The sequence below is a fragment of the Stenotrophomonas sp. YJH_SMC_105-26 genome (assembly GCF_059368915.1).
The window spans coordinates 434153-456463 of the sequence record NZ_JCAFSD010000001.1 but is presented as its reverse complement, the minus strand read 5'-3'; the positions used below and the strand labels follow the sequence as shown (position 1 = coordinate 456463).

Here is a 22311-nt window from a genome sequence, read left to right as displayed (position 1 = left end):
TGCCATGAGCCGCGAGCGCCGTATCGACTACGTTGAATTCGCCTCCAGTGACCCGGCCGACAGCCGCGCCTTCTTCGAAAAGGTGTTCGGGTGGTCGTTCGTCGACTATGGCAGCGACTACACCGCCTTCGACGATGGCCGCCTGCAGGGCGGCTTCTTCCGCGGCCAGCCGCAACGGGCCAGTGACAGCGGCGCGCCGCTGCTGGTGCTGTATGCCGACCAGCTGGCGCCCATCGAGGCGGCGGTGCGCGACGCTGGCGGTGAGATCGTACGGCCGGTGTTTTCTTTCCCCGGTGGCAGCCGCTTCCAGTTCGTCGAGCCCGGTGGCAACGAACTGGCGGTCTGGTCCGAACGCGATCCGGCCTGAGCGCCGCCCCTCCCGCAACATCGAGGTAGCACATGCGTTACGCGCTTGGCGTCGAGTACGACGGCAGCGATTTCAGGGGCTGGCAGAACCTGGGCGAGGGTGGTCCCAGCGTGCAGGCCAGCCTTGAGCAGGCCCTGTCGTCGGTGGCCGATGCGCCGCTGCAGGTGGTCTGTGCCGGTCGCACCGATGCCGGCGTGCACGGCCAGTGCCAGGTCGTGCATTTCGACACCGACGTGGTGCGCGATCCGCGCGCCTGGATGCTGGGCACCACCACCCGCCTGCCGCGCTCGATCGCGGTGCGCTGGTGCGTGCCCGTGGCCGATGATTTCCACGCCCGCTTCTCGGCGCGGGCACGCCGTTACCGTTATCGCCTGCTCAACCGCGAAGTGCGGCCGGCGCTGCAGCGGCAGACCCTCAGCTGGGAGCGCCGTGCGCTGGACGCGGGCCTGATGCATGCCGCCGGCCAGGCCCTGCTAGGCGAGAACGACTTCAGCGCGTTCCGCTCGGTGCAGTGCCAGGCGCTGCATGCACGGCGTGAACTGCAGTCACTGCAGGTCAGCCGCCAGGGCGAGGTGATCGAGGTCGCCGTGCAGGGCAATGCATTCCTTCATCACATGGTCCGCAATATCGTCGGATCGCTGATCCTGGTGGGCAGTGGCGAGAAGCCGGTGGAATGGATCGCCGAACTGCTGGCCGGGCGCGATCGCACCGTAGCCGGTCCCACCGCACCGCCGCAGGGCCTGGTGTTCCTTGGGCCCCTGTACCCCGACAACTGGCATCTGCCCGCCGAGGTCACGCTATGAGCCGCTCCTACTACCGCACGCGCATCAAGTTCTGTGGCATGACCCGGGCCGGCGACGTCCGCCTGGCCGGTGAGCTGGGCGTGGACGCGGTGGGTTTCATCTTCGCCCGTGAAAGCAGCCGCCGGGTCGCTCCGGCCGAGGCACGCGCGATGCGCCAGGCGATCGCGCCCATGGTCGACGTGGTGGCGCTGTTCCGCAACAACAGCAAGGAAGAAGTGCGCGAGGTGCTGCGCACGGTACGACCGACCCTGCTGCAGTTCCACGGCGAGGAAGACGAGAGCTTCTGCCGCAGCTTCAACATGCCGTACCTGAAGGCGATCGCCATGGGCGGCCGTGAAGAGATCAACGCCCGCACCCTGCAGCTGCGCTATCCCAGCGCCGCCGGCTTCCTGTTCGACAGCCACGCGCCGGGCGGCGGTGGCGGCACAGGCGTGGCCTTTGACTGGGGCCGGATCCCGACCGGCCTGCATCGCCCGTTCCTGCTGGCCGGCGGCCTGAACCCGGAAAACGTCTACGACGCGGTGCTGGGTACCCTGCCGTGGGGCGTGGATGTCTCCAGTGGCATCGAACTGGAGCCGGGCATCAAGGACGGCTACAAGATGCGCACCTTCGTCGAGGAAGTGCGCCGCGCCGATTGCACGGTTCTCGAGTGATTGGCGTCATTATTTGCCGTGATTTGGACCTGGATTTGAGCCTGCACGCATTCTTCACATAGGATGGTCCCAAGCGCGCCTGCCATGAGGGCTGGCGCGGGGATCGACGGGACGCGCGCGGCGCGCCCCGAACGGGCGGCCGCCGCCCACAGCCCAGGAAGGCAAGCGATGCAGGAGTTTCTCACCGTCGTACTCGGTTACCCGACGCTGCCGTACAGCATTCTGCTGTTGGTGTCGGTGATGTATTGGGCGGTTGCGGCGTTCGGCCTGGTCGATGACGGTTTTGGCAATCTCGGCGCCGATGGCGCGATCGAGGCGGGGACCGACCTCAGTGGCCTGTCGGCCATGCTGGCGCGCTGGGGCCTGGGTGGCGTCCCGATCATGGTGGTGGTCACCCTGCTGAGCCTGTTCGGCTGGCTCATCACCTATTTCATCCATCTGTTCGTACTGCTGCCGCTGCCGGACCTGCTGCGCTGGGGCCTGGGTACGCTCGTGGCGGTGCTGGCACCGCTGCCAGCGGTACCGCTCATCGCGCTGATCCTGCGCCCGGTCCGGCGCTTCCTGCTGCGCCTGCGGCCGGTGCCGCAGGCATCGCTGCTCGGCCGGGCCGGCGTGGTCGCATCGCCGAAGGTGGACGCACGCAGCGGTCATGCCACGGTCGATGATGGCGGCGCCGGGCTGGTGCTGCAGATCCGCAGCGACATCGAACTGCAGCGTGGCGAGCGCATCGTGCTGGTCGAGCACATGGCCGAACAACACTATTACCGGGTGGTCCGCGCCGATGCGATCGCCCTCGATTTCCAGGACAACCTGCTTCCGGGCAACAAGGAGACTCATCAATGACGTTGGCATCCCTCTTACCGTTCCTGGCCGTCGCCGGCGGCCTGCTCGTCCTGCTGCTGGGCGTGGCCGGGCTGTTCAAGGCCTTCTACCGCAAGGTCGACCAGGGCGTGGCCCTGATCGTCAACGACATGAGCTCCACGCCCAAGGTGCACTTCACCGGTGCGCTGATCATCCCGGTGCTGTACCGCGCCGAGCTGATGCGGATCAGCCTGATCACCCTGCAGATCGACCGCCGTGGCAAGGAAGGCCTGATCTGCCGCGACAACATGCGTGCCGACATCGCCGTGGCCTTCTACCTGCGGGTGAACGAGACCCAGGCCGACGTGCTGCGCGTGGCCAAGGCCATCGGTGCCGACCGTGCGTCGGACAAGCATGCCGTCGATGAGCTGTTCAACGCCAAGTTCTCCGAAGCGTTGAAGACGGTCGGCAAGAAGTTCGACTTCACCGAACTGTTCGAGAAGCGCCAGGAGTTCCGCGACGAGATCATCGCGGTGATCGGCAACGACCTCAACGGCTATGTGCTGGAAGACGTGGCGATCGATTACCTGGAGCAGACCCCGAAGGCGCTGCTGGACCAGTTCAACATCCTTGACGCGCAGGGTATCCGCAAGATCACCGAGCTGACCGCCGCGCAGAACGTGGTGACCAACGAGCTGGAGCAGAACGAGAAGCTCGCCATCACCAAGAAGAACGTGGAAGCGCGTGAAGCGCTGCTGGCGCTGGAACGCCAGCAGGCCGAAGCCGAAGCACGCCAGAAGCGCGAGATCGAGACCATCCGCGCGCGCGAGGAGGCCGAGACCGCCAAGGTGCAGGAAGAGCAGCGCCAGCTGTCCGAGAACGCCCGCATCGAAGCACAGCAGCTGATCGAGATCCGCGACCAGAACCGCCTGCGCGAAGTGGAAGTGGCCGAGCAGAACCGCCAGCGCGCCGTGGCCATCGAGGCCGAGCGCGTGGAGCGCGCACGCCAGCTTGAGCAGGTCACCACCGACCGCGAAGTGCAGCTGCAGGGCGTGGAGCGCGACAAGGTGGTCGAGCAGGGCAAGATGGACGTGGCCAACATCACCCGCGAACGCATCTCCATCGACAAGACCGTGGCGCAGGAGGAAGAGCGCATCAAGGAAGTGCGCGAGGTCTCCGAGGCCGACCGCCAGAAGCAGGTGCTGATCCTGGAAGCCGAGGCCAAGGCACAGGAATCGCTGGTGCGCGAGGTAAAGGAAGCGCAGGCACGCGAGACCGCTTCCAAGCATCGCGCAGTGGAACTGACCACGCTGGCCCAGGCCGAACACGAAGCAGCCGGCAAGCAGGCCGAAGCCAAGCGCCTGCTGGCCGTCGCGCTGCGCGCCGAGCAGGCCGCACCGGGCCTGGCCGAAGCGCAGGTGCGTGAAGCTTCGGCACTGGCCATCGAGAAGGTCGGCATCGCCGAGGCCCGCGTGATCGAAGCCAAGGCCGAAGCCAGCCTGAAGCAGGGCAGCAACGAAGCCCGCGTGCTGGCCGAGACCCTGCAGGCGCAGGCGCAGGGTGAGGAGAAGATGGGCCTGGCCCGTGCCACCGCCACCGAATCGCTGGGCAACGCCGAAGCCGGCGTGGTGCAGAAGAAGCTGCTGGCCGAAGCCGAAGGCCTGGTGCGCAAGTTCGAAGCGATCGCTTCGCTGAGCGACCAGGCACGTGGCCACGAAGAGTTCCGCATGATGCTGGACAACAGCCTGAAGCAGGCGCTGGCCTCGATCGAAGCCGGCAAGGAAGTCTCGCGCGAGAACGCCAACGTCATCGCCAGCGCGTTGCGCAACGCCGATATCGACCTGGTCGGTGGCGACGGCGGCATGTTCGAGAACCTGGTCAAGGCGGTGTCGCTGGGCAAGTCGATCGAAGGCTTTGCCGGCAAGAGCCCGATCGTGCAGGAGCTGATGCAGCGCTACCTGGGCGTGGCCGTGGCCGAACCGGCGCCGCGCCAGATCGCCGAGGATGCCGAAGCGGTGCCGACCGTGTCGGCCACCGTGGTCGACAGCGCCCGTTGATGCATCGGGCGATGGCTGCTGCGGCCATCGCCCGCCCGCGCCGGCCGCAACCGCGGCCGTCCGCCCGTGAGCCGGAAGCCTGCTGATGTCTGATACCCATCCGTCCGCCGAATCCACTGCACCGGAGGCCGGCGGCACTACCGTCGACCAGGCCGTTGCCCAGGGCGGTGCCTATGAAGTCCTGCGCCGCCGCCTGGCCGAGCAGGGCCAGCGCCTGCAGGGCCTGGCCGAAACGCTCAACCGCCAGCGCCTGGCCGAGTTCGGCGACAGCCGCCTGGAGGTAGTCGGGCGCTTCCGCATCCGCAGCGAAAACAACTGCGTCGGCCGTGACATCGTGCAGGTCGGGCCGGACCGCCTGCTGTTCGGCTACAACGTGTTCATCGGGCTGAAGACCCAGACCCGCATCGAGGACGTGTTCGGCCTGTACCGGCTGGTGCAGGGCAGCGACGGCTACGACGTGGCGGCGCTGGAGCTGAAGGGCAGCTTCCTCGACCAGCCCGGCTTCGTGCACGACTTCAACGAACTGTACGCCTACTACAAGCACGCGCGCCTGCTGCAGCTGATCGTGGTGGGCGACAAGCTGCTGGCGTCGTTCCAGATCGGTGAGCGCAGCAGCGACGTGCGCGTGTTCCGCTGGGCGCTGTCGCGCGATGGCGAACTGACCTATCTGGATGCGCGCGGTGAGCGCGATATCGCACTGCCGCCGCCGTTCGACTTCGAATGGACCCGGGCGACCCGCGACCTGGCGGTCAATGGCCGCCATTCGCACCTGAACATCCTCGATACCCTGTTCGTGGAGACCACCGGCGGCGACCTCACGATCAAGGTCGAGAACAACACCGAGACCGGGCAGGGCATCTACAGCGAACCGGTGGAGGACAGCACGCAGTCGCTGGACGACGCCCAGTTCGAGTTCGCCCGGGTCGGCTCGCTGGTGCTGCTGAAAGTGCTGCCGTACCGCGAGACGGAGTGGCGCGGGCTGATCTACAACACGCTGACCGGCGGCATCGTGCGCAACGATGCGATCGTGCAGGCCTGCGTGCAGCTGCCCGAAGACCACGGCGTGATCTTCCCGGGTGGCTATTACCTGCAGGGCGGCGAGCACAAGGCGTTCGACGCCTCGATGGCCGGCATGCAGTTCAAGCGCAGCATCCGTTCGCCCAACGGCGAGGACGTGCTGTACATCTTCTACGAGCGCGAAGGCGGGCGCTCGGCGCTGTTCGTCTACAACACCATCCAGCGCGTGCTGCAGAACCCGGTGTTCGGCCATGGCTACGCCTTGATGCAGGACGGGCGCATGGTGCTGTTCCATGCCGAAGGCAGCGAACCGACCCGCATCCATCCGATGCAGGTCTGGCAGACCCCGTTCAGCAGTGACGAGTTTGCTGCAAGCCGGCCACCCGGCAACACCTTCATGGGACGCATCGGCAACGCCGAACTGGTGCGGGGCATCTCCAACCTGTTCAACCTGGCGCGCGAGATCGATGGCCAGGACGTGTCGGTGCAGCGCTACCAGCGCCTGGTGGCCGACACCCGGCGCCTGTTCGATGCCCACCACTGGCTGGGCGACGCGGCCTGCGATGGCGCCGAGGCGCTGCTGCGGCAGATCAGCGCCACCGGCGAATCGGTGCTGGACGAGTACGAGAAGGTGCAGTCGATCCGCCAGCAGTCGGCGCAGGCGATGGTCGAGGCAGAGGCCGCGCACAAGGCGCTGCTGGGCCGGCTGCAGCCGCAGAACTGGAACGAGGTGCAGGCCTTCGTCGAGGCCCTCAATGCGATCACCGCATTGCGTGGACGGCTGCTGACCATCCGCGAGCTGCGCTACATCGACACCGCGCGCATCGAGACGATGACGGCCGAGCTGGTGGAGGCGCAGGATCATGTCGGCGCCGCCACGGGTGACTTCCTCGCCGGCGATGCCGCGCTGGTGCCGCTGACCACGCGCCTGCAGGCGCTGGATGAAGCTGCGCAGCAGGCGCAGAGTGCCCGCCAGCTGGATGAGCAGCTGGAGGGGCTGCGCGGGATGGCGGCCGATCTGGATATGCTGTCTGAACTGATGGCCGGCCTGAAGGTGGACGATGCCACCGCCCGCACCCGCGTGGTCGAGTCCATTTCGGTGCTGTACGGCCGCCTCAACCAGGCCCGCGCGCGTGCCGATCAGCGCCGCAGGTCGCTCGGCTCAGCCGAGGCCGTGGCGCAGTTCGCCGCGCAGTTCGCGCTGTTCTCGCAGTCGATCACCAGCGCGCTGGCGCTGGCCACGGACCCGGAGCGTGCCGACGAGCAGCTGTCGCGCCTGCTGGTGCAGCTGGAGGAGCTGGAGAGCCAGTTCGGCGAACACGAGCAGTTCCTCGGCGACATCCTGAGCAAGCGCGAAGAGCTGGTTGAAGCCTTCGAAACGCACAAGCAGGCGCTGCTGGATGACCGCCAGCGCAAGGCACGTTCGGTGCTGGATGCGGCCAGCCGCATCCTCGATGGCCTGGCCAAGCGCACCGAGCGCTTCGCCACCGCCGATGAGCTCAATGCGTTCTTTGCCGGCGATCCGCTGATCCTCAAGCTGCGTGAGCTGGCCGAACGCCTGCGCGCGTTGCATGACAACGTCAAGGCCGACGACATCGAAGCGCGCCTGAAGGGCGTGCGTGACCAGGCGGTGCGCCAGCTGCGTGACCGCAGTGATCTGTACGAGGCGGGCGGCAACGTGGTGCGGCTGGGGCCGCGCCATCGCTTCAGCGTCAACACCCAGGCGCTGGACCTGACCCTGCTGCCGCGTGGTGACACGCTGGCGATCCATCTGACCGGCACCGACTTCCTGGAGACCCTGCACGATCCGGAGCTGGATGCGCTGAAGCCGTTCTGGCCGGTCACCCTGGACTCCGAATCACCTGCACTGTATCGCGGCGAGTATCTTGCCGGCAGCCTGTTGATGGCCGCGCAGGAGGGGAGCGACGGGCTTGACCTGGCCACGCTGCAGCACGACGTCGCCACGCCCGAAGCACTGGACCAGCGCGTGCGTGCGTTTGCCGCACCGCGCTACCGCGAAGGCTACGAGCGCGGCATCCATGACCATGATGCCGCGCTGATCCTGCGTGCGTTGCTGCCCTTGCAGCAGGCGGCCGGCAGCCTGCGGCATGCACCGCGGGTGCGTGCGCTGGCGGTGCTGTTCTGGGCTGCCGAGCAGCGGCGCGAAGCGGTGGCGCAATGGCCGGCCCGCCAGATGGGTGCTGAAGCGCTGGCACGCCTGCTGGGGTCCGACGAAGGGCGCCTGGCGTTGCGTGCGGAAATGGCCGAGGCACTGCTGGCGTATGCGCAATCCCACGCGTTGCCGTTCGATGCCGATGCCGCAGAGGCCGCGGCCGCTTATCTGGGCGAGGAACTGGCGGCCGGCGAACCGGTGTTCAGCAGCAGCCGCCATGCGGTAGCGCTGCTGGAGGCACTGGCTCGGCAGCTGGAACAGGCCGGGCAACGCGAGGCGGTCGAACGCGCCCTGCAGCGCAGCCAGGATCCGCTGGCCACGCGCTGGGCGCTGGCCGGTCAGTGGCTGCGGGCGCTGGCGCGGATGCCGGCGCATGCCCCGCATGCCGGCTACGTTGACGAGGCTGCAGCACTGCTGCTGGTGCAGCGCCAGCTGCGTACCCGTGCCAGCGACGCCGCGCTGCAGGCGGAGGTCAGTGGCCTGCTGGGTGAACACGCACGCATCAGCAACGGCACGCTGGTGGTATCGCTGGATGATTTCCTGGCGCGCCTGAAGCAGCACCTGCGTCATTTCGTGCCAGCGTTCCATGCCTACCAGGCGCTGCGCCAGGGCATCATCGGCCGCGAGCGCGAGACCTTGCGGCTTTCCGAGTTCAAGGCGCGGCCGCTGTCCTCGTTCGTACGCAACAAGCTGATCAATGATGTCTACCTGGGCGTGATCGGTGACAACCTGGCCAAGCAGATGGGCACGGTCGGCGAGAACAAGCGCAGCGACCTGATGGGCCTGCTGATGATGATTTCGCCGCCCGGCTACGGCAAGACCACGCTGATGGAATACGTGGCGCACCGCCTGGGCCTGGTCTTCATGAAGATCAACGGCCCGGCGCTGGGTCACGAGGTGCGGTCGCTGGACCCGGCCCAGGCACCGGACGCGACCTCGCGGCAGGAGCTGGAGAAGCTCAACCTGGCGCTGGAAATGGGCAACAACACCATGCTGTATGTGGACGACATCCAGCACACCCATCCGGAGTTCCTGCAGAAGTTCATCTCGCTGTGCGATGGCACCCGCCGTATCGAAGGTGTGTGGCGCGGTCGCACCCGCACCTACGACATGCGCGGCAAGAAATTCTGCGTGGTGATGGCCGGCAACCCGTATACCGAGTCTGGCGAGGTGTTCAAGATTCCGGACATGCTGGCCAACCGTGCCGACATCTACAACCTGGGTGATGTGCTCGGTGGCATGGAAGCGGCCTTTACCCTCAGCTACATCGAGAACAGCCTGACCTCCAACCCGGTGCTGGCGCCGCTGGCTACGCGCGACATGGCTGACCTGTACACGCTGGTCGACCGGGCGATGGGCAAGGAGGTCTCGACCAACGGCCTCAGCCACGCCTACAGCAGCGCGGAGATCAACGAAATCACCGCCACCCTGCAGCGCATGCTGCGCGTGCGCGATGTGGTCTACCGCGTCAACCAGCAGTACATCGCCAGTGCCGCGCAGGACGACCGCTACCGCACCGAGCCGCCGTTCCGGCTGCAGGGTAGCTACCGCAACATGAACAAGCTGGCCGAGAAGATCTCGCCGGTGATGAACGAGGAGGAGCTGCAGCAGTTGATCTCCGACCACTACCTGGGCGAGGCACAGCTGCTGACCACCGGCGCCGAAGAAAACCTGTTGAAGCTGGCCGAGCTGCGCGGCGTGCTGGACGACACGCAGGCGCAACGCTGGACGCAGATCAAGCGCGACTTCCTGCGCAACAAGGCCATGGGGGCCGACGACAGCGATGTCGGTGGGCGCGTGGTCGCGCAGCTGGCCGACATCGCCACCGCCCTGCAGCTTCCACCGCCGGCGCCGGAAGCGATTGCCGTTGCCGACCCGGCACCATGGCCGGCGTTGCTGGAGGCCCTGCATCGTCTTTCTGAAACACGTCCGGCCGCCGCGCCGGTGCCGGTCGCGGCAGCCGCCAGTGTGCCGACGTCGGTCCTGGCCGACGACCTGCAGGCTGGCCTGGCACCGTTGGTGGAACTGTTGGCGGCATCGCAGGCGCAGCAGGCACAGGTGTCGCAGACCCTGGCCGCGTTCGCCGGCTGGGCGCGGCAGCAGGTCGAGCGTGGGGTGCCGAACAGTGCGGTGGCGCAGCGTGCGCGTGTGCGCCGTGCCACGACGCCGGAGGAGCGCGCGCTGGATGAGGCGCTGATGCGTCACTTCTACGGCGAGTCGTTGCCGCCGGACGACGGTGAGGAGATTCCAGCGACGACACCGAAGCCGCCGCCGCTGCCGTGACCATGCAGGCGCCACTGCCGCCACCGAGCTTGCCGGACACGGCCGATGTCGCCGCGCTGGCCGACTATGGTGCGCCGTTGCTGCAGGCGCTGGCGCGGCGCGAAACACCGTTGCCGCCGGGCGCGGGCGCAGGGCTGGTGGCCGCACTGGCACGCATCGCGCTGGCCCTGCAGGCCGATAACCCGGCGCAGGTCCGGCAGCAGGCGGGCTGGTGGGGCCGCCTGCTGGGGCGCGATGTCGATCGCGAGGCGGAAGGACGTGCGCTGCAGTCGCAGCTGGGCGTGCTGGCCCTGCAGGCGCGCGAGCAGGCCCAGCAGCTGCAGCAGCAGCTACAGCTGCGGGCCATGGCCATCGCCGGACATTCAGCGGCGGCCGCAGCGCTGGACGCCTGGGTCGAGCTGGCAGCGGTGCGGCTGGCGTCGCTGGATACCGCCGGCCAGGCCGCGCTGTCGCAACGGCTCGATCACCTGCGCCGGCTGGCCACGCTGCGCCGTCTCGAGGCCGGCCAGTGGCAGCTCCTGCAGGACCAGGACAACGTGCTGCTGCAACGCTTCGCGCGCATCCATGACGTCCTGTTGCCAGCCTGGCGGCAGGCCGCCGCGGCGGGCCAGGCCGCGGCCGGCGCCACATTGGCGGCGAAGGCCGCCACGCTGCACGCACAGATCGATGACGAGGTCGCGGCGGCTCAGGCTAGACTGCCTTGAGCCGTCCGCCGCTGCCGCTTACCCAACTGCAAGGAGACTGCCCGATGACCCAGGACAGCCAGACCCCCGGTGCCCTCGTGCCCGGCACGACTACCGCCGTTCCGCTCGATGAAGGCGCATTGCAGGCGCTTGGCCTGGTCCGCGAGGATCTGCCGCGCATCGCCGAGATCCGTCTGGAGCTGGAAGACCTGCGCCCGGGCAACCTGCAGGTCTTCGGTCGCGAAGCGGCCACGCGCACCGCAGCGTTTTCCAGCCAGTTGCTGGACCAGGTGCGCAATCGTGACCTCGATGCCAGCGGCGAGAAACTGGGCGAAGTGGTGCGCATCGCACGCAGCCTGAAGCTGGACGGCTTCGCGCAGCGGTCGAAGGTGCCGGTGATCGGTGGCCTGATCGACCGCCTGCGCGTATCCAAGGGCGAGCTGGTGCAGAAGTTCAGCGACACCAATGCGCAGATCGAGCAGCTGCTGGGTGATGTCGGTGTGCAGCAGGCGTTGATGGGCAAGCGCGTGGGCGAGTTCGACCGCATGCATGACATCGTCCGCGAAGAACGCCATGCGCTGGGCCTGTATGCTGCGGCCGGCAAGCAGCGCCTGGCCGAACTGCAGGCCGAGCAGCAGGCCGGGCAGGGCAGTGAGGATCCGCAGCAGCGCATCCGCCAGAGCGAAGTCGACAACGCGATCCGCCTCCTCGAAAAGCGCGTGTCCGACCTGCAGCTGATGCAGCATGCGGCCGACCAGTCGCTGCCGATGATCCGCCTGATCCAGGCCAACGCGCTGCAGCTGATCGAGAAGTTCAACACGGTGCGCGAGATCACCATCCCGTCGTGGAAGCGCCAGTTCGCCATCCAGCTTTCGCTGGGTGAGCAGAAGGCCGCGGTCGAGCTGTCCACCGCCATCGACGATGCCACCAACGAGCTGATGCGCCGCAACGCCGACCTGCTGCGCCAGGCCTCGGTGGATACCGCGCGCAGCAACCAGCGCGGCGTGATCGACGTGGCCACGCTGCGCCACGTGCACGACCAGTTGATCGCCACGGTCGAGGAAGTGCGCAGCATCCATCGCGAAGGAATGCAGCAGCGGCAGCAGGCCGAAGTCGAGCTGTCGCGCCTGCGCGAAGACCTGCAGCAGCGACTGGCCACCCCGACTGCCAGCTGAAAAAAGGGGACGGAGGGGATTAAGTCGTTTGTGCCACTTGCGACTTAATCCCCTCCGTCCCCTTTTTGTTGTCAGCGCAGTTGCTGGCCCAGCCAGTCGGCCAGCGCATCCACGCGCCCATCTGCCGGTCCATCCGGTCGCGCCAGCACCCAGAAGCCACCGGTGGCGGCAAATCCCCACGGCGCGACCAGTCGCCCGGCGGCCAGGTCCTCGGCCACCAGGGGCTCGGGTGCGATCGCCGGGCCCAGCCCGGCCACCGCTGCCTCCAGCAGGTAGTACAGGTGTTCGAAGGCAGTACCCAGCTGCAGCTTCGAGGTGTCCAGATCGTGCGCTTGCGCCCACGCCGGCCATGCCTGCGGCCGTGAGCTGGTGTGCAGCAGCGTCTCCTGCAGCAGCGCCGAGGGCGGCACATGCCGCAGGCGCTGCGCGGCCGGATGCGAGGGGGCCACCACCACGCCGACCCGTTCCGGCGCCAGCTCACGCACCTGCCAGCCCCGGGGCCACGGCCCCTGCGCCAGCAGCAGCACCGCGTCCAGTGCGGCCTGCGCCTCGGTGAAGCTGCCATCCAGCGCCGACCACTGCAGGCGCACGCCGGGCAGGGCGGCCTGCAGTGCGGGCAGGCGCGGAATCATCCAGCGCGCCAGCACGCTGCCGCTGCAGCCCAGCACCAGCGCCGGGGCCGCGGTCGGCCGGCGCAGTTCGCGCACGCAGTCTTCGATGCCGCTGAAGGCCTCGCTGCACGCTGCCTGCAGGCGCGTGCCCGCAGCGGTCAGGCGCAGGCCGCGACCGGCCCGCTGCAACAGCGCCAGGCCGAGGTGGTCTTCCAGCAGCTTCAGCTGGCGGCTGACCGCGCCGTGGGTCACGTGCAGGTCCTGCGCGGCGCGGCCAACCCCGCCCAGGCGGGCGGTGGCCTCGAACGCGCGCAGCGCATTGAGCGGTGGCAACAGCGAACGGCTCATGTGAGATTTCCTGACGGTATATGCCAGATAATATCCATTTTCCGGTCACGACCCGTGCGCTAGAGTATCCATCTGTCTCGAACCAGCGGTCGCTTCCATGTCTGCCTCCCCCATTGCCGACTACCACGCCTTCCCGGATGCCCAGGGCCATTTCGGCCGCTACGGTGGCAGCTTCGTTGCCGAAACCCTGGTCGGCCCGCTGCAGGAACTCGCCCAGGCCTATGACCAGGCCCGCCAGGATCCGGCATTCCAGGCCGCCTACGACCGCGACCTGGCCCACTACGTGGGCCGGCCGAGCCCGATCTACCACGCCCAGCGGCTGAGCGACCATGTCGGCGGCGCGCAGATCCTGCTCAAGCGCGAAGACCTGAACCACACCGGCGCGCACAAGATCAACAACACCATCGGCCAGGCGCTGCTGGCGGCGCGGATGGGCAAGAAGCGCATCATCGCCGAGACCGGTGCCGGCCAGCACGGCGTGGCCAGCGCCACGGTTGCCGCGCGGCTGGGCCTGGAATGCGTGGTGTACATGGGCGCCACCGACATCGAGCGGCAGAAGATCAACGTCTACCGCATGAAGCTGCTCGGCGCGACGGTGGTGCCGGTCACCTCCGGTTCGGCCACTTTGAAGGACGCGCTCAACGAAGCGATGCGCGACTGGGTGACCAATGTGCAGGACACCTTCTACATCATCGGTACGGTCGCCGGTCCGGATCCCTACCCGCGCATGGTGCGCGACTTCAACGCCATCGTCGGCCGCGAGGCACGCGAGCAGATGCTGGCCGAGTACGGCCGCCTGCCCGATGCGATCACTGCCTGCGTCGGCGGCGGCAGCAATGCCATCGGCCTGTTCCATGCCTTCCTCAACGACCGCCAGGTCGAGATCGTCGGCGCCGAGGCCGCAGGTGATGGCATCAGCACCGGTCGCCATGCTGCATCGATCGCCGCCGGTCGCCCGGGCGTGCTGCATGGCAACCGCACCTATGTACTGTGCGACGACGACGGCCAGATCATCGAGACCCATTCGGTGTCGGCCGGCCTGGACTATCCGGGCGTCGGCCCCGAACACGCATTCCTGGCCGATACCGGCCGCGCGCGCTACCTCGGCATCACCGATGACGAAGCACTGCAGGCCTTCCACCTGCTGGCGCATACCGAGGGCATCCTGCCGGCGCTGGAGTCCAGCCATGCGCTGGCGCAGGCGATCAAGCTGGCGCGTGAGCGTCCGCGTGACCAGATCGTGCTGTGCAATCTGTCCGGCCGTGGCGACAAGGATGTGCATACCATCGCCGCGCGCGAAGGGCTGGTGCTGTGAGCGCGCTGCTGCGCAACAGTGGCGTGCTGCTGCTGGCGCTGGGGTTGGCCGCGTGCCAGCCGCCGGAGCCGCCGCTGCTGGCACCGGCCGCCAAGGCCACCACGCAGCCGGCACAGCAGGCGGCCGCGAATGATGACCTCGACCCGATGGCACGTGCGCCGATCGTCGATCCGCCGTCCACGGAAGATATGGACAGCGATGGCGCGCCTGCGGTGGTCTCGGTGGCGCTGGACCATGCCGGCGAGGTGCTGATCGGCCAGCACATGAGCGATCTGAAGGCACTCGGGCCGTGGACCGCGCAAGGGGCGGTCGAAGCCATCGGCGGCAGTTGCGAGTACTACGACGGCAAGGGGCTGCCGCCCGGCGTGTCGATGATGACCGATGAAGATCGCGTCGTCCGTTTCGATCTCGGCCTGGATCCGGACAGCGGGGCGCCGACCCAGCAGCCCGGTCCGTTCGGCCTGCGTGTCGGCATGACCCGCGCCCAGGCCATGGCCCAGTTCCCGAAGCCGCCGGTATCCAGCCCGCATGCCTACGACGGTGACCAGGGCGAGTACCTCACCTGGCAGGACCCGGGTTCGGACCTGGGTATCCGCGTGGAACTGTTTGAAGGGCGGGTCACCCAGATGTACTGGGGAACCAGCGATGCGATTGAACTGATTGAAGGATGTGCCTGAAATGTCCGTATCCCGACTCGATGCCTGTTTCCAGCGTCTGCGCGAACAGCAGCGCAAGGCGCTGATCCCCTTCGTCACGGCCGGTGATCCCTCGCTGGAGGCCACCGTGCCGGTCATGCACGCACTGGTCGACGCCGGCGCCGACGTGATTGAACTGGGCGTGCCGTTCTCCGACCCGATGGCCGATGGCCCGACCATCCAGCGCAGCTCCGAGCGCGCGCTGGCGCGCGGCGCCGGCAGCCGCTACGTCCTGCAGGCCGTGGCGCAGTTCCGCGAGCGCGATGCGCAGACCCCCGTGGTGCTGATGGGCTACCTGAACCCGGTGGAGATCCACGGTTACGCGGCCTTCGCCAAGGCCGCCGTCGACGCCGGCGTGGACGGCGTGCTGCTGGTCGACCTGCCGCCGGAAGAAGCGGGCGACGCCCAGCAGGCGTTCGACGCAGCCGGCCTTGCGCTGGTACTGCTGGCGTCGCCGACCACCAGCGAGGCGCGAGCCGACAAGCTGTTGGCGCTGGCCCGTGGCTATCTCTACTACGTCAGCTTTGCCGGTGTCACCGGCGCGTCCGAGCGCCTGGACAGCGATGCCGCCAGTGCCCGCCTGCAGGCGTTGCGCGCGCGTGCGTCGGTGCCGGTGGTGGCGGGCTTCGGCATCAAGGATGCCGCCAGTGCCGCGGCCATGGCCCGCCAGGCCGACGGCGTGGTGGTGGGCAGCGCGCTGGTGGCGGCGCTGGCCGAAGCGGGCTCGGCGGAAGAGGCCGCGCAGCACGCCCGGGCCTTCCTCGCCCCGCTGCGGCAGGCGCTGGACGCGTAACGGTAGTGCCGGCCGCTGGCCGGCATCCTCCTGAGGGCTCGCGTGCAAGGGCTGCCGGCCAGCGGCCGGCACTACCCATCGGTCTGCACGCAAGGGCTGCCGGCCAGCGGCGGGCACCGCCCCAGCATCTAAACGTACGTCCCAGCATGGTTTTTTCCGGCTGCCCCGTGGCTGGCAAGGGGGTGCACGGGCGGGGAAAGCGGAGCTAGACTGTCCGCCTTTGCGGCCCCCGGGCCGCCCTGAACGGAAGTGTCCTCCCGCATGAGTTGGCTCAGCAAGTTGATGCCGTCCGGCATCCGCACCGACAACACCCCCAGCAAGAAGCGCAGTGTCCCCGAGGGCCTGTGGGAAAAGTGCAGCAACTGCGGCAGCGCGTTGTACCGTCCGGAACTGGAAGAGAACCTGGAAGTCTGCCCGAAGTGCGGCCATCACATGGCGATCCGTGCGCGTGCGCGCCTGGCCGCCCTGTTCGATGCCGACAGCACCACCGAGATCGGTGCGCGCCTGGGGCCGACCGACCTGCTCAAGTTCAAGGACCAGAAGAAGTACAGCGAGCGCATCAAGATCGCGCAGAAGAACACCGGCGAGTACGACGCGCTGATCGCCATGCGCGGCCTGCTCAAGGGCCGTGCGCTGGTGGCATCGTCGTTCGACTTCGCCTTCATGGGCGGCTCGATGGGCTCGGTGGTCGGCGAGCGTTTCGCACTGGCCGCGGAAACCGCGGTCGAGATCGGTGCGCCCTACGTGTGCTTCTCGCAGAGCGGTGGCGCCCGCATGCAGGAAGGCCTGTTCTCGCTGATGCAGATGGCCAAGACCTCGGCCGCGCTGGGCAAGCTGCGTGAAGCCGGCCTGCCGTACATCTCGGTGCTGACCCATCCGACCACCGGCGGCGTGTCGGCCTCCTTCGCGATGCTGGGTGACATCAACATCGCCGAGCCGCAGGCGCTGATCGGCTTCGCCGGCCCGCGCGTGATCGAGCAGACCGTGCGCGAGAAGCTGCCGGAAGGCTTCCAGCGCTCGGAATTCCTGCTGGAGCACGGCGCCATCGACCAGATCTGCGACCGTCGCGAAATGCGCGACCGCCTGTCCGATCTGCTGGCAATGCTGGGCCGTCAGCCGGCGCCGGAGGTGGCTTGATGGGAGGCCGCAAGTACTTCGGTACTGATGGCATCCGTGGACGGGTCGGCCAGGGCGTGATCTCGGCCGACTTCGTGCTGCGCCTGGGCAACGCCCTGGGCCGTGTCCTGGTCGACCAGCGCGGCCAGGACGGGCGCCGGCCGATCGTGGTGATCGGCAAGGACACCCGCATCTCCGGTTACATGTTCGAAGCGGCACTGGAAGCCGGCCTGGTCGCCGCCGGTGCCGACGTGCAGCTGCTGGGGCCGATGCCGACCCCGGCGGTGGCGTTCCTGACCCGTACGCTTGGCGTGGACGCCGGTATCGTCATCAGCGCCTCGCACAACCCGCACTACGACAACGGCATCAAGTTCTTCTCCGCCCAGGGCGAGAAGCTCGACGATGCCACCGAGCTGGCCCTGGAAGCGGCGCTGGACATCCCGTTCACCACCGCCGAATCGGAAAAGCTGGGCAAGGCGTCGCGTGCGCGCGAAGCGGTCGGCCGCTACATCGAGTTCTGCAAGGCCAGCGTGCCGCGCGCGTTCGACCTGCGTGGCGTGCGCCTGGTGCTGGACTGCGCGCACGGCGCCACCTACCAGATCGCGCCGCTGCTGTTCCGTGAACTGGGCGCCGAGGTGATCGGCATTGGTGCCGAGCCCAACGGCGTCAACATCAACGCCGGCGTGGGTTCCACCCACATCGACAACCTGGCGGCCAAGGTCCGCGAAACCCGCGCCGATCTCGGCATCGCCTTCGATGGGGATGGCGACCGCGTGCTGATGGCCGACGACCAGGGCAACCCGGTCGACGGCGATGACCTGCTGTATATCCTGGCCCGTGCATGGAAAGCCGAAGGCCGCCTGCGCGGCCCGGTGGTCGGCACGCTGATGAGCAACTACGGCGTCGAGAAGGCATTTGCCGACCTGCAGATTCCGTTCGTGCGCAGCAATGTCGGCGATCGCTACGTGCACCAGGCGCTGATGGAAGGCGGCGGCGTGCTCGGCGGTGAAGCCTCCGGCCACCTGCTGTGCCTGGATCGGGCCACCACCGGCGACGGCATCGTCAGCGCGCTGCAGGTGCTGGTGGCATTGCGCAACAGCGGGCAGACCCTGCGCCAGGCGCTGGAAGGACTGGTGCGGGTGCCGCAGAAGACGGTCAACGTGCGGCTGGGCAATGTCTCGGCCAAGGCCACGGTGCAGGCCGGCAGCGTGCAGGCCGCGCTGGCTGTCGCGCAGCAGTCGGTGGCCGGCCGTGGCCGTGCGTTCCTGCGCCCGTCCGGTACCGAGCCGGTGGTGCGGGTCACGGTCGAGGCCGATGATGCGACGCTGATGCAGGACACGCTGGATCGACTGTCCGCGGCGGTACGTGAAGCCGCCGCCTGAGGCCGCTGCACATCCGCCCAACGAAAACGCCCCGGAATGCCGGGGCGTTTTCGTTGAAGGGGCAGGGCGGTGGGTTGCCTACGGCCCCGGCACCATCTTCTTCTGGCGTGCCTTGAAGCCATTGAACAGCGGTGCGATCAGCGGGTTGTAGCTCTGTGCGATGCGTTTTCGCAGCCAGCTGGCCGGGCGGTTGCGGATCGCGAAACGATAGATCCGCTCCGGGTCGCCGCCCACCACATTGCGTCCGAACGGGTGGGTGGTATGCAGGTAGCGGAAGCCGTGCTCGCGCGCCACCTCGATGTGGTCCTGGTCGAAATCGCCGTAGGGCCAGCACAGCGTATCGGACACCTCGCCAAGCTTGTCCTGCAGGACGTCGCGCGAGACTGCCAGGTCGTGGCTCAGGCCGGCACGGCGCTGTGCGCGGTCCAGGTCGTCGCGGCGCAGCCAGCGGGTGTGGGTATGGGTGTGGCAATGCACTTCGAAGGTGCCGGCGGCGATGGCCGCGCGCGCTTCGCTCCAGCGCATCATCACGTCGTCGCTGCGGTTCTGCTCGTAGATCGCCGCTTCGCAGCCGCGATGGTCCGGCGTGGCAGGCAACGTTGCCCCGGCAAGCCCGGCGTGGGGCCGCTCCGGGCCTTCGCCCATCCAGCCGGTGACCACGAACACCACCGCGTGCATGCCGTACTTCTGCAGGATCGGGTGCGCATACACCCAGTTGTCCAGGTAGCCATCGTCGAAGGTGATCACGATCGACTTGCGCGGCACCGGCTTGCCGGCCAGGAAGCCGGCGTACTGGTCCAGTGTCAGCGACGTCCAGCCGTTGCCGGCCAGCCACGCGATCTGGCTTTCGAAATTCTCCGGTGACACGGTGATCATCCCCGGCGACGGACTGACGTGGTGGTGCATCAGCACCGGTACGGTTCGGGCATCAGCCATGTCCCAGCTCCTTCAGCCACTGGTGGTAATAGTGTTCGGTGGTCTCACCGTGGCCGTCGGGAGTGAACCGGTGCGCGCTGCGCATCCAGTCCCACCCGGCGCGGCCCATCTGCCGCCGCCGTTCCGGATCGTCCACCAGCAGGCGCAGGGCGCCTGTCAGGGCTGCATTGTCGCCCAGCCGGGTGAGGATCGCATTGCTGCCATCCACCACCATCTCCGGCACGCCACCCACCCGCGTGGCCACGATCGGCACCCCGACATAGGCGGCCTCCAGGAAGACGGTACCGGCCGCTTCCTTGTGCGATGCCAGCGCGAAGATGTCGAAGCCAGCCATCAACCGGCATGCGCCATCGCGATAGCCAAGCAGATGGACCTGCTGCTGCAGCCCGTGCTCGTCGCGCAGCGCCTGCAGCCGGTCCATGACCGGCTGGCCATCGCCGACCACCACTAGGTGCAGGTTCGGGTGCGTCTTGCACAGCGGTACCATCGCCTGCAGCAGGTCGGCATGACCCTTGGGTTCGCGCAGCACCGCCACGCAACCGACCACGATGTCCTGTTCGCCGAAGCCGAGTTCGGCGCGCACGTCCGCGCGTACCTCCTGCAGGCATTGCCAGGGGTCGTCCTTGCGGATTTTGCTCCAGCGCGGCGGGACCGCGATGGGCGGCACGATACCGATGTGTTCGGCCGGAATGCCGCGCGCGGCCAGCAACTGCTTGACGAAGCTGCTGACGGTCAGCACCCGGTGCGGCAGGCCGGTATAGGTCAGCAGCGAGTTGACCGGGCTCATCAGGTGGCGCGAGCGCACCACCAGCGGCGTGCCGCCCAGGCGTGCACCGGCGGCGGCGATCAGTGCGTCACGGCGGCTGGTGGTGTTGACCACGTCATAGCGTTCGCGGCGCACCAGGCGCGAGACCGACCAGATGCCGCGCAGCAGGCGCAGCAGGCCACCCATGCGCAGGGTATGCACGGTGAAACCATCATCGCGTGCCAGCTGGGCCAGTCGCGCTTCGGGCTGGCACAGCAGCGCCACCTCGTGGCCACGCGCGCGCATCACCTGCATGTGGCGGAAGATGTAGATCTCCTGCCCGCCCATTCCCTTGGCGGCTTCAGTGTGCAGGATGCGCAGCGGACGGTTCATGCAGGATCGATCCTTGAGGGTCAGCGGTTGCGGAAGCGGGTCAGCGCTTCCCATGCAGTGCGTACGGCGGCCGCATCGGGCGCCTGCTGTGGCAGCGGCCGGTAGCGCAGGTCCAGGGCGGTGGCGTTGCCGAACTTGTCGAACACATAGATGGCATCGCCATGGCGCACCGCGCGCTGCGACCAGCTTTCGACCACCAGCGCACGCGTGCCCTGCGGCTCGGCCAGCAGGTCCTGGCCGGTGCTGTAATCGGCCGGTGCGTTCTCGCAACCCAGTGCGTGGCGCATCAGTGTCGGCACCCAGTCTTCGTGCGAGCTGGTGCGTGCGTCGTGGCCAGCGGCCTTGCCCGGCCAATGCAGCACGAACGGGACCTGCAGCTGATAGTCGGAGAAGTTGCCGTTGTGGCCCCAGTAGTTCAGCTTGAGGTCGTTGAACTCTTCGGCATGGTCACCGGTGACCAGCACGATGGTGTCCTCGGCCAGGCCCTGTGCGCGCAGGTCGTCCAGCAGCGAGCCGATCAGGCTGTCGGCATAGTGCACGGCGGTGCGGTAGCGGTTGAGTTCCGGCGTCGGGTCATGCTCCGGGCCGAACTTGAGGAAATCGATATCGGCGGCCATCGGTGTGGCCACCGCCGGATAGCCCTCGGGCATGTGGTAGGGCGCATGGGTGGAGTCGAGGAACACGAAGCCGAACCACGGGCGCTGCGCGGCCTGGCTGGCGCGGATGTCCTGCTGCAGCGCACTGATGATCGCGCGGTCGCGGCCGTCTGACTTCAGCGCTGCCGGCCCCTGGTGCAGCTGGTCGCGGACATCGGCGAACACCGTGCGATCGAACTCCGGGCTGTACAACGGCGCACTGCCGTACAGGTGCAGGTCGTAGCCCTGCTGGCCCAGCACCTGGAACAGCTGCGAGCCACGCTGCTCGTCAAGCATGCTCGGCCAATAGCCGCCGGGCAGGCCGTAGAGCAGCCCGAACAGGCCGTAGCGGGTGGCATTGCCGGTGCTGAAATGGTGGTCGAAGACGCGCGCATCCCGCGCCAGCGTCGACGTGTTGGGCATCAGCTGCGGTGTCAGCACATCGTGGCGCAGCGACTCCAGTACCACCATCAGTACGTTGGGACGATGTGGGCTCTGGCAGCGCAGCGGATGCAGCGGGTACAGCAGCTGCGCATGGCGCGGGTCGGGCAGGCCGGCGTGCTGTTGGCTGACCACGCCCAGGCGCCGCATGAAGCTCTTGGCCGTGATCGGCTGCGCCCACGGCAGGTAGTTCCACTGCGCGATCACATCACGGTCGCCGCGGGCGTCGTAGTAGGCCGTGGCGACCTGGCCGCCGGCCATCACCAGCGCGACCACCGCCCAGGCCTGCAGCACCCGTCGACGGCGCGGCGCGGCCGGCAGCAGTTTCCAGCATGCCCAGGCCAGCAGGCCCTCGGCGGTGAAGACCGCGGCAACCAGCAGGCCGACCTGCAGCCAGGTCTTCCAGGACAGGGCAACCTGGTCCTGCAGGGCGCCGCCGAACACCATGTTCACGACCATGGCATTGAGGTGGAAGCGGTACAGGGTGAAGACCTTGGCGTCGACCAGCAGCAGGCACAGCCACAGGCCCTGCAGCACGGCCGCGCTGATGCTCAGCGTACGCGCGCTGCGTGGCCACAGGCCCAGCAGCAGCGGCAGCAGGCCGGCCAGCGCACCGAACGCGAGCAGGTGGCCGGGCAGGGCGACCGCCAGATAGGCCAGGCCGGCGCCGCCGCCCGGATTGTCACGCAGCGGTACATTGCCCAGCGCAATCGCCGCGGCCAGTACCGCATTGCCGACGATGAACAGCGACCACCAGGCCAGCCGCCAGCGCCGGGCGGAACCTTCAATGGCAGGGGCGGCAGGGGCAGCTGCGGGCATGGTGGGGCAGGTTCAGGGGGTGCAGGGGAGGGGCAGGGCCAACGTGACGGAAGCGTTGCTCCGCGCGCGG

At 68.1% G+C, this 22311-nt stretch carries 17 protein-coding genes; 13 read left to right on the top strand and 4 right to left on the bottom strand.

All coding sequences use genetic code 11. The annotated features are described in order from the left end of the window. Nucleotides 1-4 precede the first annotated feature (4 nt). The 8 genes from AC5P7F_RS02280 (at nucleotide 5) to AC5P7F_RS02245 (ending at nucleotide 12012) form a co-directional block, all read left to right on the top strand. Nucleotides 5-367, top strand: coding sequence for a VOC family protein (locus tag AC5P7F_RS02280; protein ID WP_014647889.1), 363 nt, complete (start codon nucleotides 5-7; stop codon nucleotides 365-367). Between the two features lie 32 nt (nucleotides 368-399). After that, on the top strand, nucleotides 400-1170 hold the full coding sequence (gene truA / locus AC5P7F_RS02275) for a tRNA pseudouridine(38-40) synthase TruA (protein WP_014647888.1): 771 nt from the start codon (nucleotides 400-402) through the stop codon (nucleotides 1168-1170). Further along, on the top strand, nucleotides 1167-1823 hold the full coding sequence (locus AC5P7F_RS02270; protein ID WP_014647887.1) for a phosphoribosylanthranilate isomerase: 657 nt from the start codon (nucleotides 1167-1169) through the stop codon (nucleotides 1821-1823). Before truA ends, AC5P7F_RS02270 begins: the two co-directional genes overlap by 4 nt. Nucleotides 1824-1991: 168 nt before the next feature. Beyond that, nucleotides 1992-2666 carry a DUF1449 family protein gene (locus AC5P7F_RS02265; RefSeq protein WP_164077423.1) on the top strand — a complete coding sequence of 225 codons (675 nt, stop codon included), beginning with the start codon at nucleotides 1992-1994 and terminating at the stop codon, nucleotides 2664-2666. Beyond that, nucleotides 2663-4681, top strand: a complete 2019-nt coding sequence (locus tag AC5P7F_RS02260) for a flotillin family protein (protein WP_495205411.1) — start codon at nucleotides 2663-2665, stop codon at nucleotides 4679-4681. Before AC5P7F_RS02265 ends, AC5P7F_RS02260 begins: the two co-directional genes overlap by 4 nt. Before the next feature lie 85 nt (nucleotides 4682-4766). Next, nucleotides 4767-10154, top strand: a complete 5388-nt coding sequence (locus AC5P7F_RS02255; protein WP_164077422.1) for a DNA repair ATPase — start codon at nucleotides 4767-4769, stop codon at nucleotides 10152-10154. A gap of 2 nt (nucleotides 10155-10156) precedes the next feature. Then, on the top strand, nucleotides 10157-10858 hold the full coding sequence (locus tag AC5P7F_RS02250; RefSeq protein WP_239510509.1) for a hypothetical protein: 702 nt from the start codon (nucleotides 10157-10159) through the stop codon (nucleotides 10856-10858). 44 nt (nucleotides 10859-10902) lie between these two features. After that, entirely contained in the window at nucleotides 10903-12012 is a 1110-nt protein-coding gene (locus AC5P7F_RS02245) for a toxic anion resistance protein (RefSeq protein ID WP_032957495.1), read from the top strand. A 71-nt stretch (nucleotides 12013-12083) separates the two neighbouring features. Here the strand turns inward: AC5P7F_RS02245 and AC5P7F_RS02240 are convergent, their stop codons facing one another. Beyond that, nucleotides 12084-12971 carry a LysR substrate-binding domain-containing protein gene (locus tag AC5P7F_RS02240; RefSeq protein WP_164077420.1) on the bottom strand — a complete coding sequence of 296 codons (888 nt, stop codon included), beginning with the start codon at nucleotides 12969-12971 and terminating at the stop codon, nucleotides 12084-12086. 97 nt (nucleotides 12972-13068) lie between these two features. On the opposite strand from AC5P7F_RS02240, the gene trpB reads away from it, so the two are divergent. From trpB to glmM, 5 genes are all read left to right on the top strand, one after another. Next, complete coding sequence (gene trpB, locus AC5P7F_RS02235) at nucleotides 13069-14286, top strand: tryptophan synthase subunit beta (protein ID WP_032957499.1); 1218 nt, start codon at nucleotides 13069-13071, stop codon at nucleotides 14284-14286. After that, entirely contained in the window at nucleotides 14283-14963 is a 681-nt protein-coding gene (locus tag AC5P7F_RS02230) for a hypothetical protein (RefSeq protein WP_014647879.1), read from the top strand. The genes trpB and AC5P7F_RS02230 overlap by 4 nt, the downstream gene beginning before the upstream one ends. Nucleotide 14964: 1 nt before the next feature. Continuing rightward, nucleotides 14965-15774, top strand: a complete 810-nt coding sequence (trpA, locus tag AC5P7F_RS02225) for a tryptophan synthase subunit alpha (RefSeq protein ID WP_014647878.1) — start codon at nucleotides 14965-14967, stop codon at nucleotides 15772-15774. Nucleotides 15775-16035: 261 nt separating this feature from the next. Next, nucleotides 16036-16911, top strand: coding sequence for an acetyl-CoA carboxylase, carboxyltransferase subunit beta (accD, locus tag AC5P7F_RS02220; RefSeq protein WP_005410473.1), 876 nt, complete (start codon nucleotides 16036-16038; stop codon nucleotides 16909-16911). Further along, nucleotides 16911-18272 carry a phosphoglucosamine mutase gene (glmM, locus tag AC5P7F_RS02215; protein ID WP_014647877.1) on the top strand — a complete coding sequence of 454 codons (1362 nt, stop codon included), beginning with the start codon at nucleotides 16911-16913 and terminating at the stop codon, nucleotides 18270-18272. The genes accD and glmM overlap by 1 nt, the downstream gene beginning before the upstream one ends. 78 nt (nucleotides 18273-18350) lie before the next feature. Here glmM and AC5P7F_RS02210 read toward each other — a convergent pair whose 3' ends face one another. From AC5P7F_RS02210 to AC5P7F_RS02200, 3 genes are read right to left on the bottom strand one after another with little or no spacing between them, the layout of a single operon-like run. Next, the gene (locus AC5P7F_RS02210) at nucleotides 18351-19208 is read right to left on the bottom strand and encodes a polysaccharide deacetylase family protein (protein ID WP_049407821.1); all 858 of its coding nucleotides are present in this window, start codon (nucleotides 19206-19208) and stop codon (nucleotides 18351-18353) included. Beyond that, nucleotides 19201-20346 carry a glycosyltransferase gene (locus tag AC5P7F_RS02205; protein ID WP_197603055.1) on the bottom strand — a complete coding sequence of 382 codons (1146 nt, stop codon included), beginning with the start codon at nucleotides 20344-20346 and terminating at the stop codon, nucleotides 19201-19203. Before AC5P7F_RS02205 ends, AC5P7F_RS02210 begins: the two co-directional genes overlap by 8 nt. Nucleotides 20347-20366: 20 nt before the next feature. Beyond that, a complete protein-coding gene (locus tag AC5P7F_RS02200; protein ID WP_495204130.1) occupies nucleotides 20367-22241 on the bottom strand; it encodes a DUF3413 domain-containing protein in 1875 nt (624 codons plus the stop codon). Between the last annotated feature and the right edge of the window lie 70 nt (nucleotides 22242-22311).

Excerpts from the sequence above, each read along its gene's own strand:
- AC5P7F_RS02210 (WP_049407821.1), bottom strand. The coding sequence starts at position 19,208 with ATGGCTGATGCCCGAACCGTACCGGTGCTGATGCACCACCACGTCAGT.
- AC5P7F_RS02260 (WP_495205411.1), top strand. The coding sequence starts at position 2,663 with ATGACGTTGGCATCCCTCTTACCGTTCCTGGCCGTCGCCGGCGGCCTG.
- AC5P7F_RS02240 (WP_164077420.1), bottom strand. The coding sequence starts at position 12,971 with ATGAGCCGTTCGCTGTTGCCACCGCTCAATGCGCTGCGCGCGTTCGAG.
- AC5P7F_RS02245 (WP_032957495.1), top strand. The coding sequence starts at position 10,903 with ATGACCCAGGACAGCCAGACCCCCGGTGCCCTCGTGCCCGGCACGACT.
- glmM (WP_014647877.1), top strand. The coding sequence starts at position 16,911 with ATGGGAGGCCGCAAGTACTTCGGTACTGATGGCATCCGTGGACGGGTC.
- AC5P7F_RS02265 (WP_164077423.1), top strand. The coding sequence starts at position 1,992 with ATGCAGGAGTTTCTCACCGTCGTACTCGGTTACCCGACGCTGCCGTAC.
- trpB (WP_032957499.1), top strand. The coding sequence starts at position 13,069 with ATGTCTGCCTCCCCCATTGCCGACTACCACGCCTTCCCGGATGCCCAG.
- accD (WP_005410473.1), top strand. The coding sequence starts at position 16,036 with ATGAGTTGGCTCAGCAAGTTGATGCCGTCCGGCATCCGCACCGACAAC.
- truA (WP_014647888.1), top strand. The coding sequence starts at position 400 with ATGCGTTACGCGCTTGGCGTCGAGTACGACGGCAGCGATTTCAGGGGC.
- AC5P7F_RS02255 (WP_164077422.1), top strand. The coding sequence starts at position 4,767 with ATGTCTGATACCCATCCGTCCGCCGAATCCACTGCACCGGAGGCCGGC.
- AC5P7F_RS02270 (WP_014647887.1), top strand. The coding sequence starts at position 1,167 with ATGAGCCGCTCCTACTACCGCACGCGCATCAAGTTCTGTGGCATGACC.
- AC5P7F_RS02250 (WP_239510509.1), top strand. The coding sequence starts at position 10,157 with ATGCAGGCGCCACTGCCGCCACCGAGCTTGCCGGACACGGCCGATGTC.
- AC5P7F_RS02205 (WP_197603055.1), bottom strand. The coding sequence starts at position 20,346 with ATGAACCGTCCGCTGCGCATCCTGCACACTGAAGCCGCCAAGGGAATG.
- AC5P7F_RS02200 (WP_495204130.1), bottom strand. The coding sequence starts at position 22,241 with ATGCCCGCAGCTGCCCCTGCCGCCCCTGCCATTGAAGGTTCCGCCCGG.
- trpA (WP_014647878.1), top strand. The coding sequence starts at position 14,965 with ATGTCCGTATCCCGACTCGATGCCTGTTTCCAGCGTCTGCGCGAACAG.
- AC5P7F_RS02280 (WP_014647889.1), top strand. The coding sequence starts at position 5 with ATGAGCCGCGAGCGCCGTATCGACTACGTTGAATTCGCCTCCAGTGAC.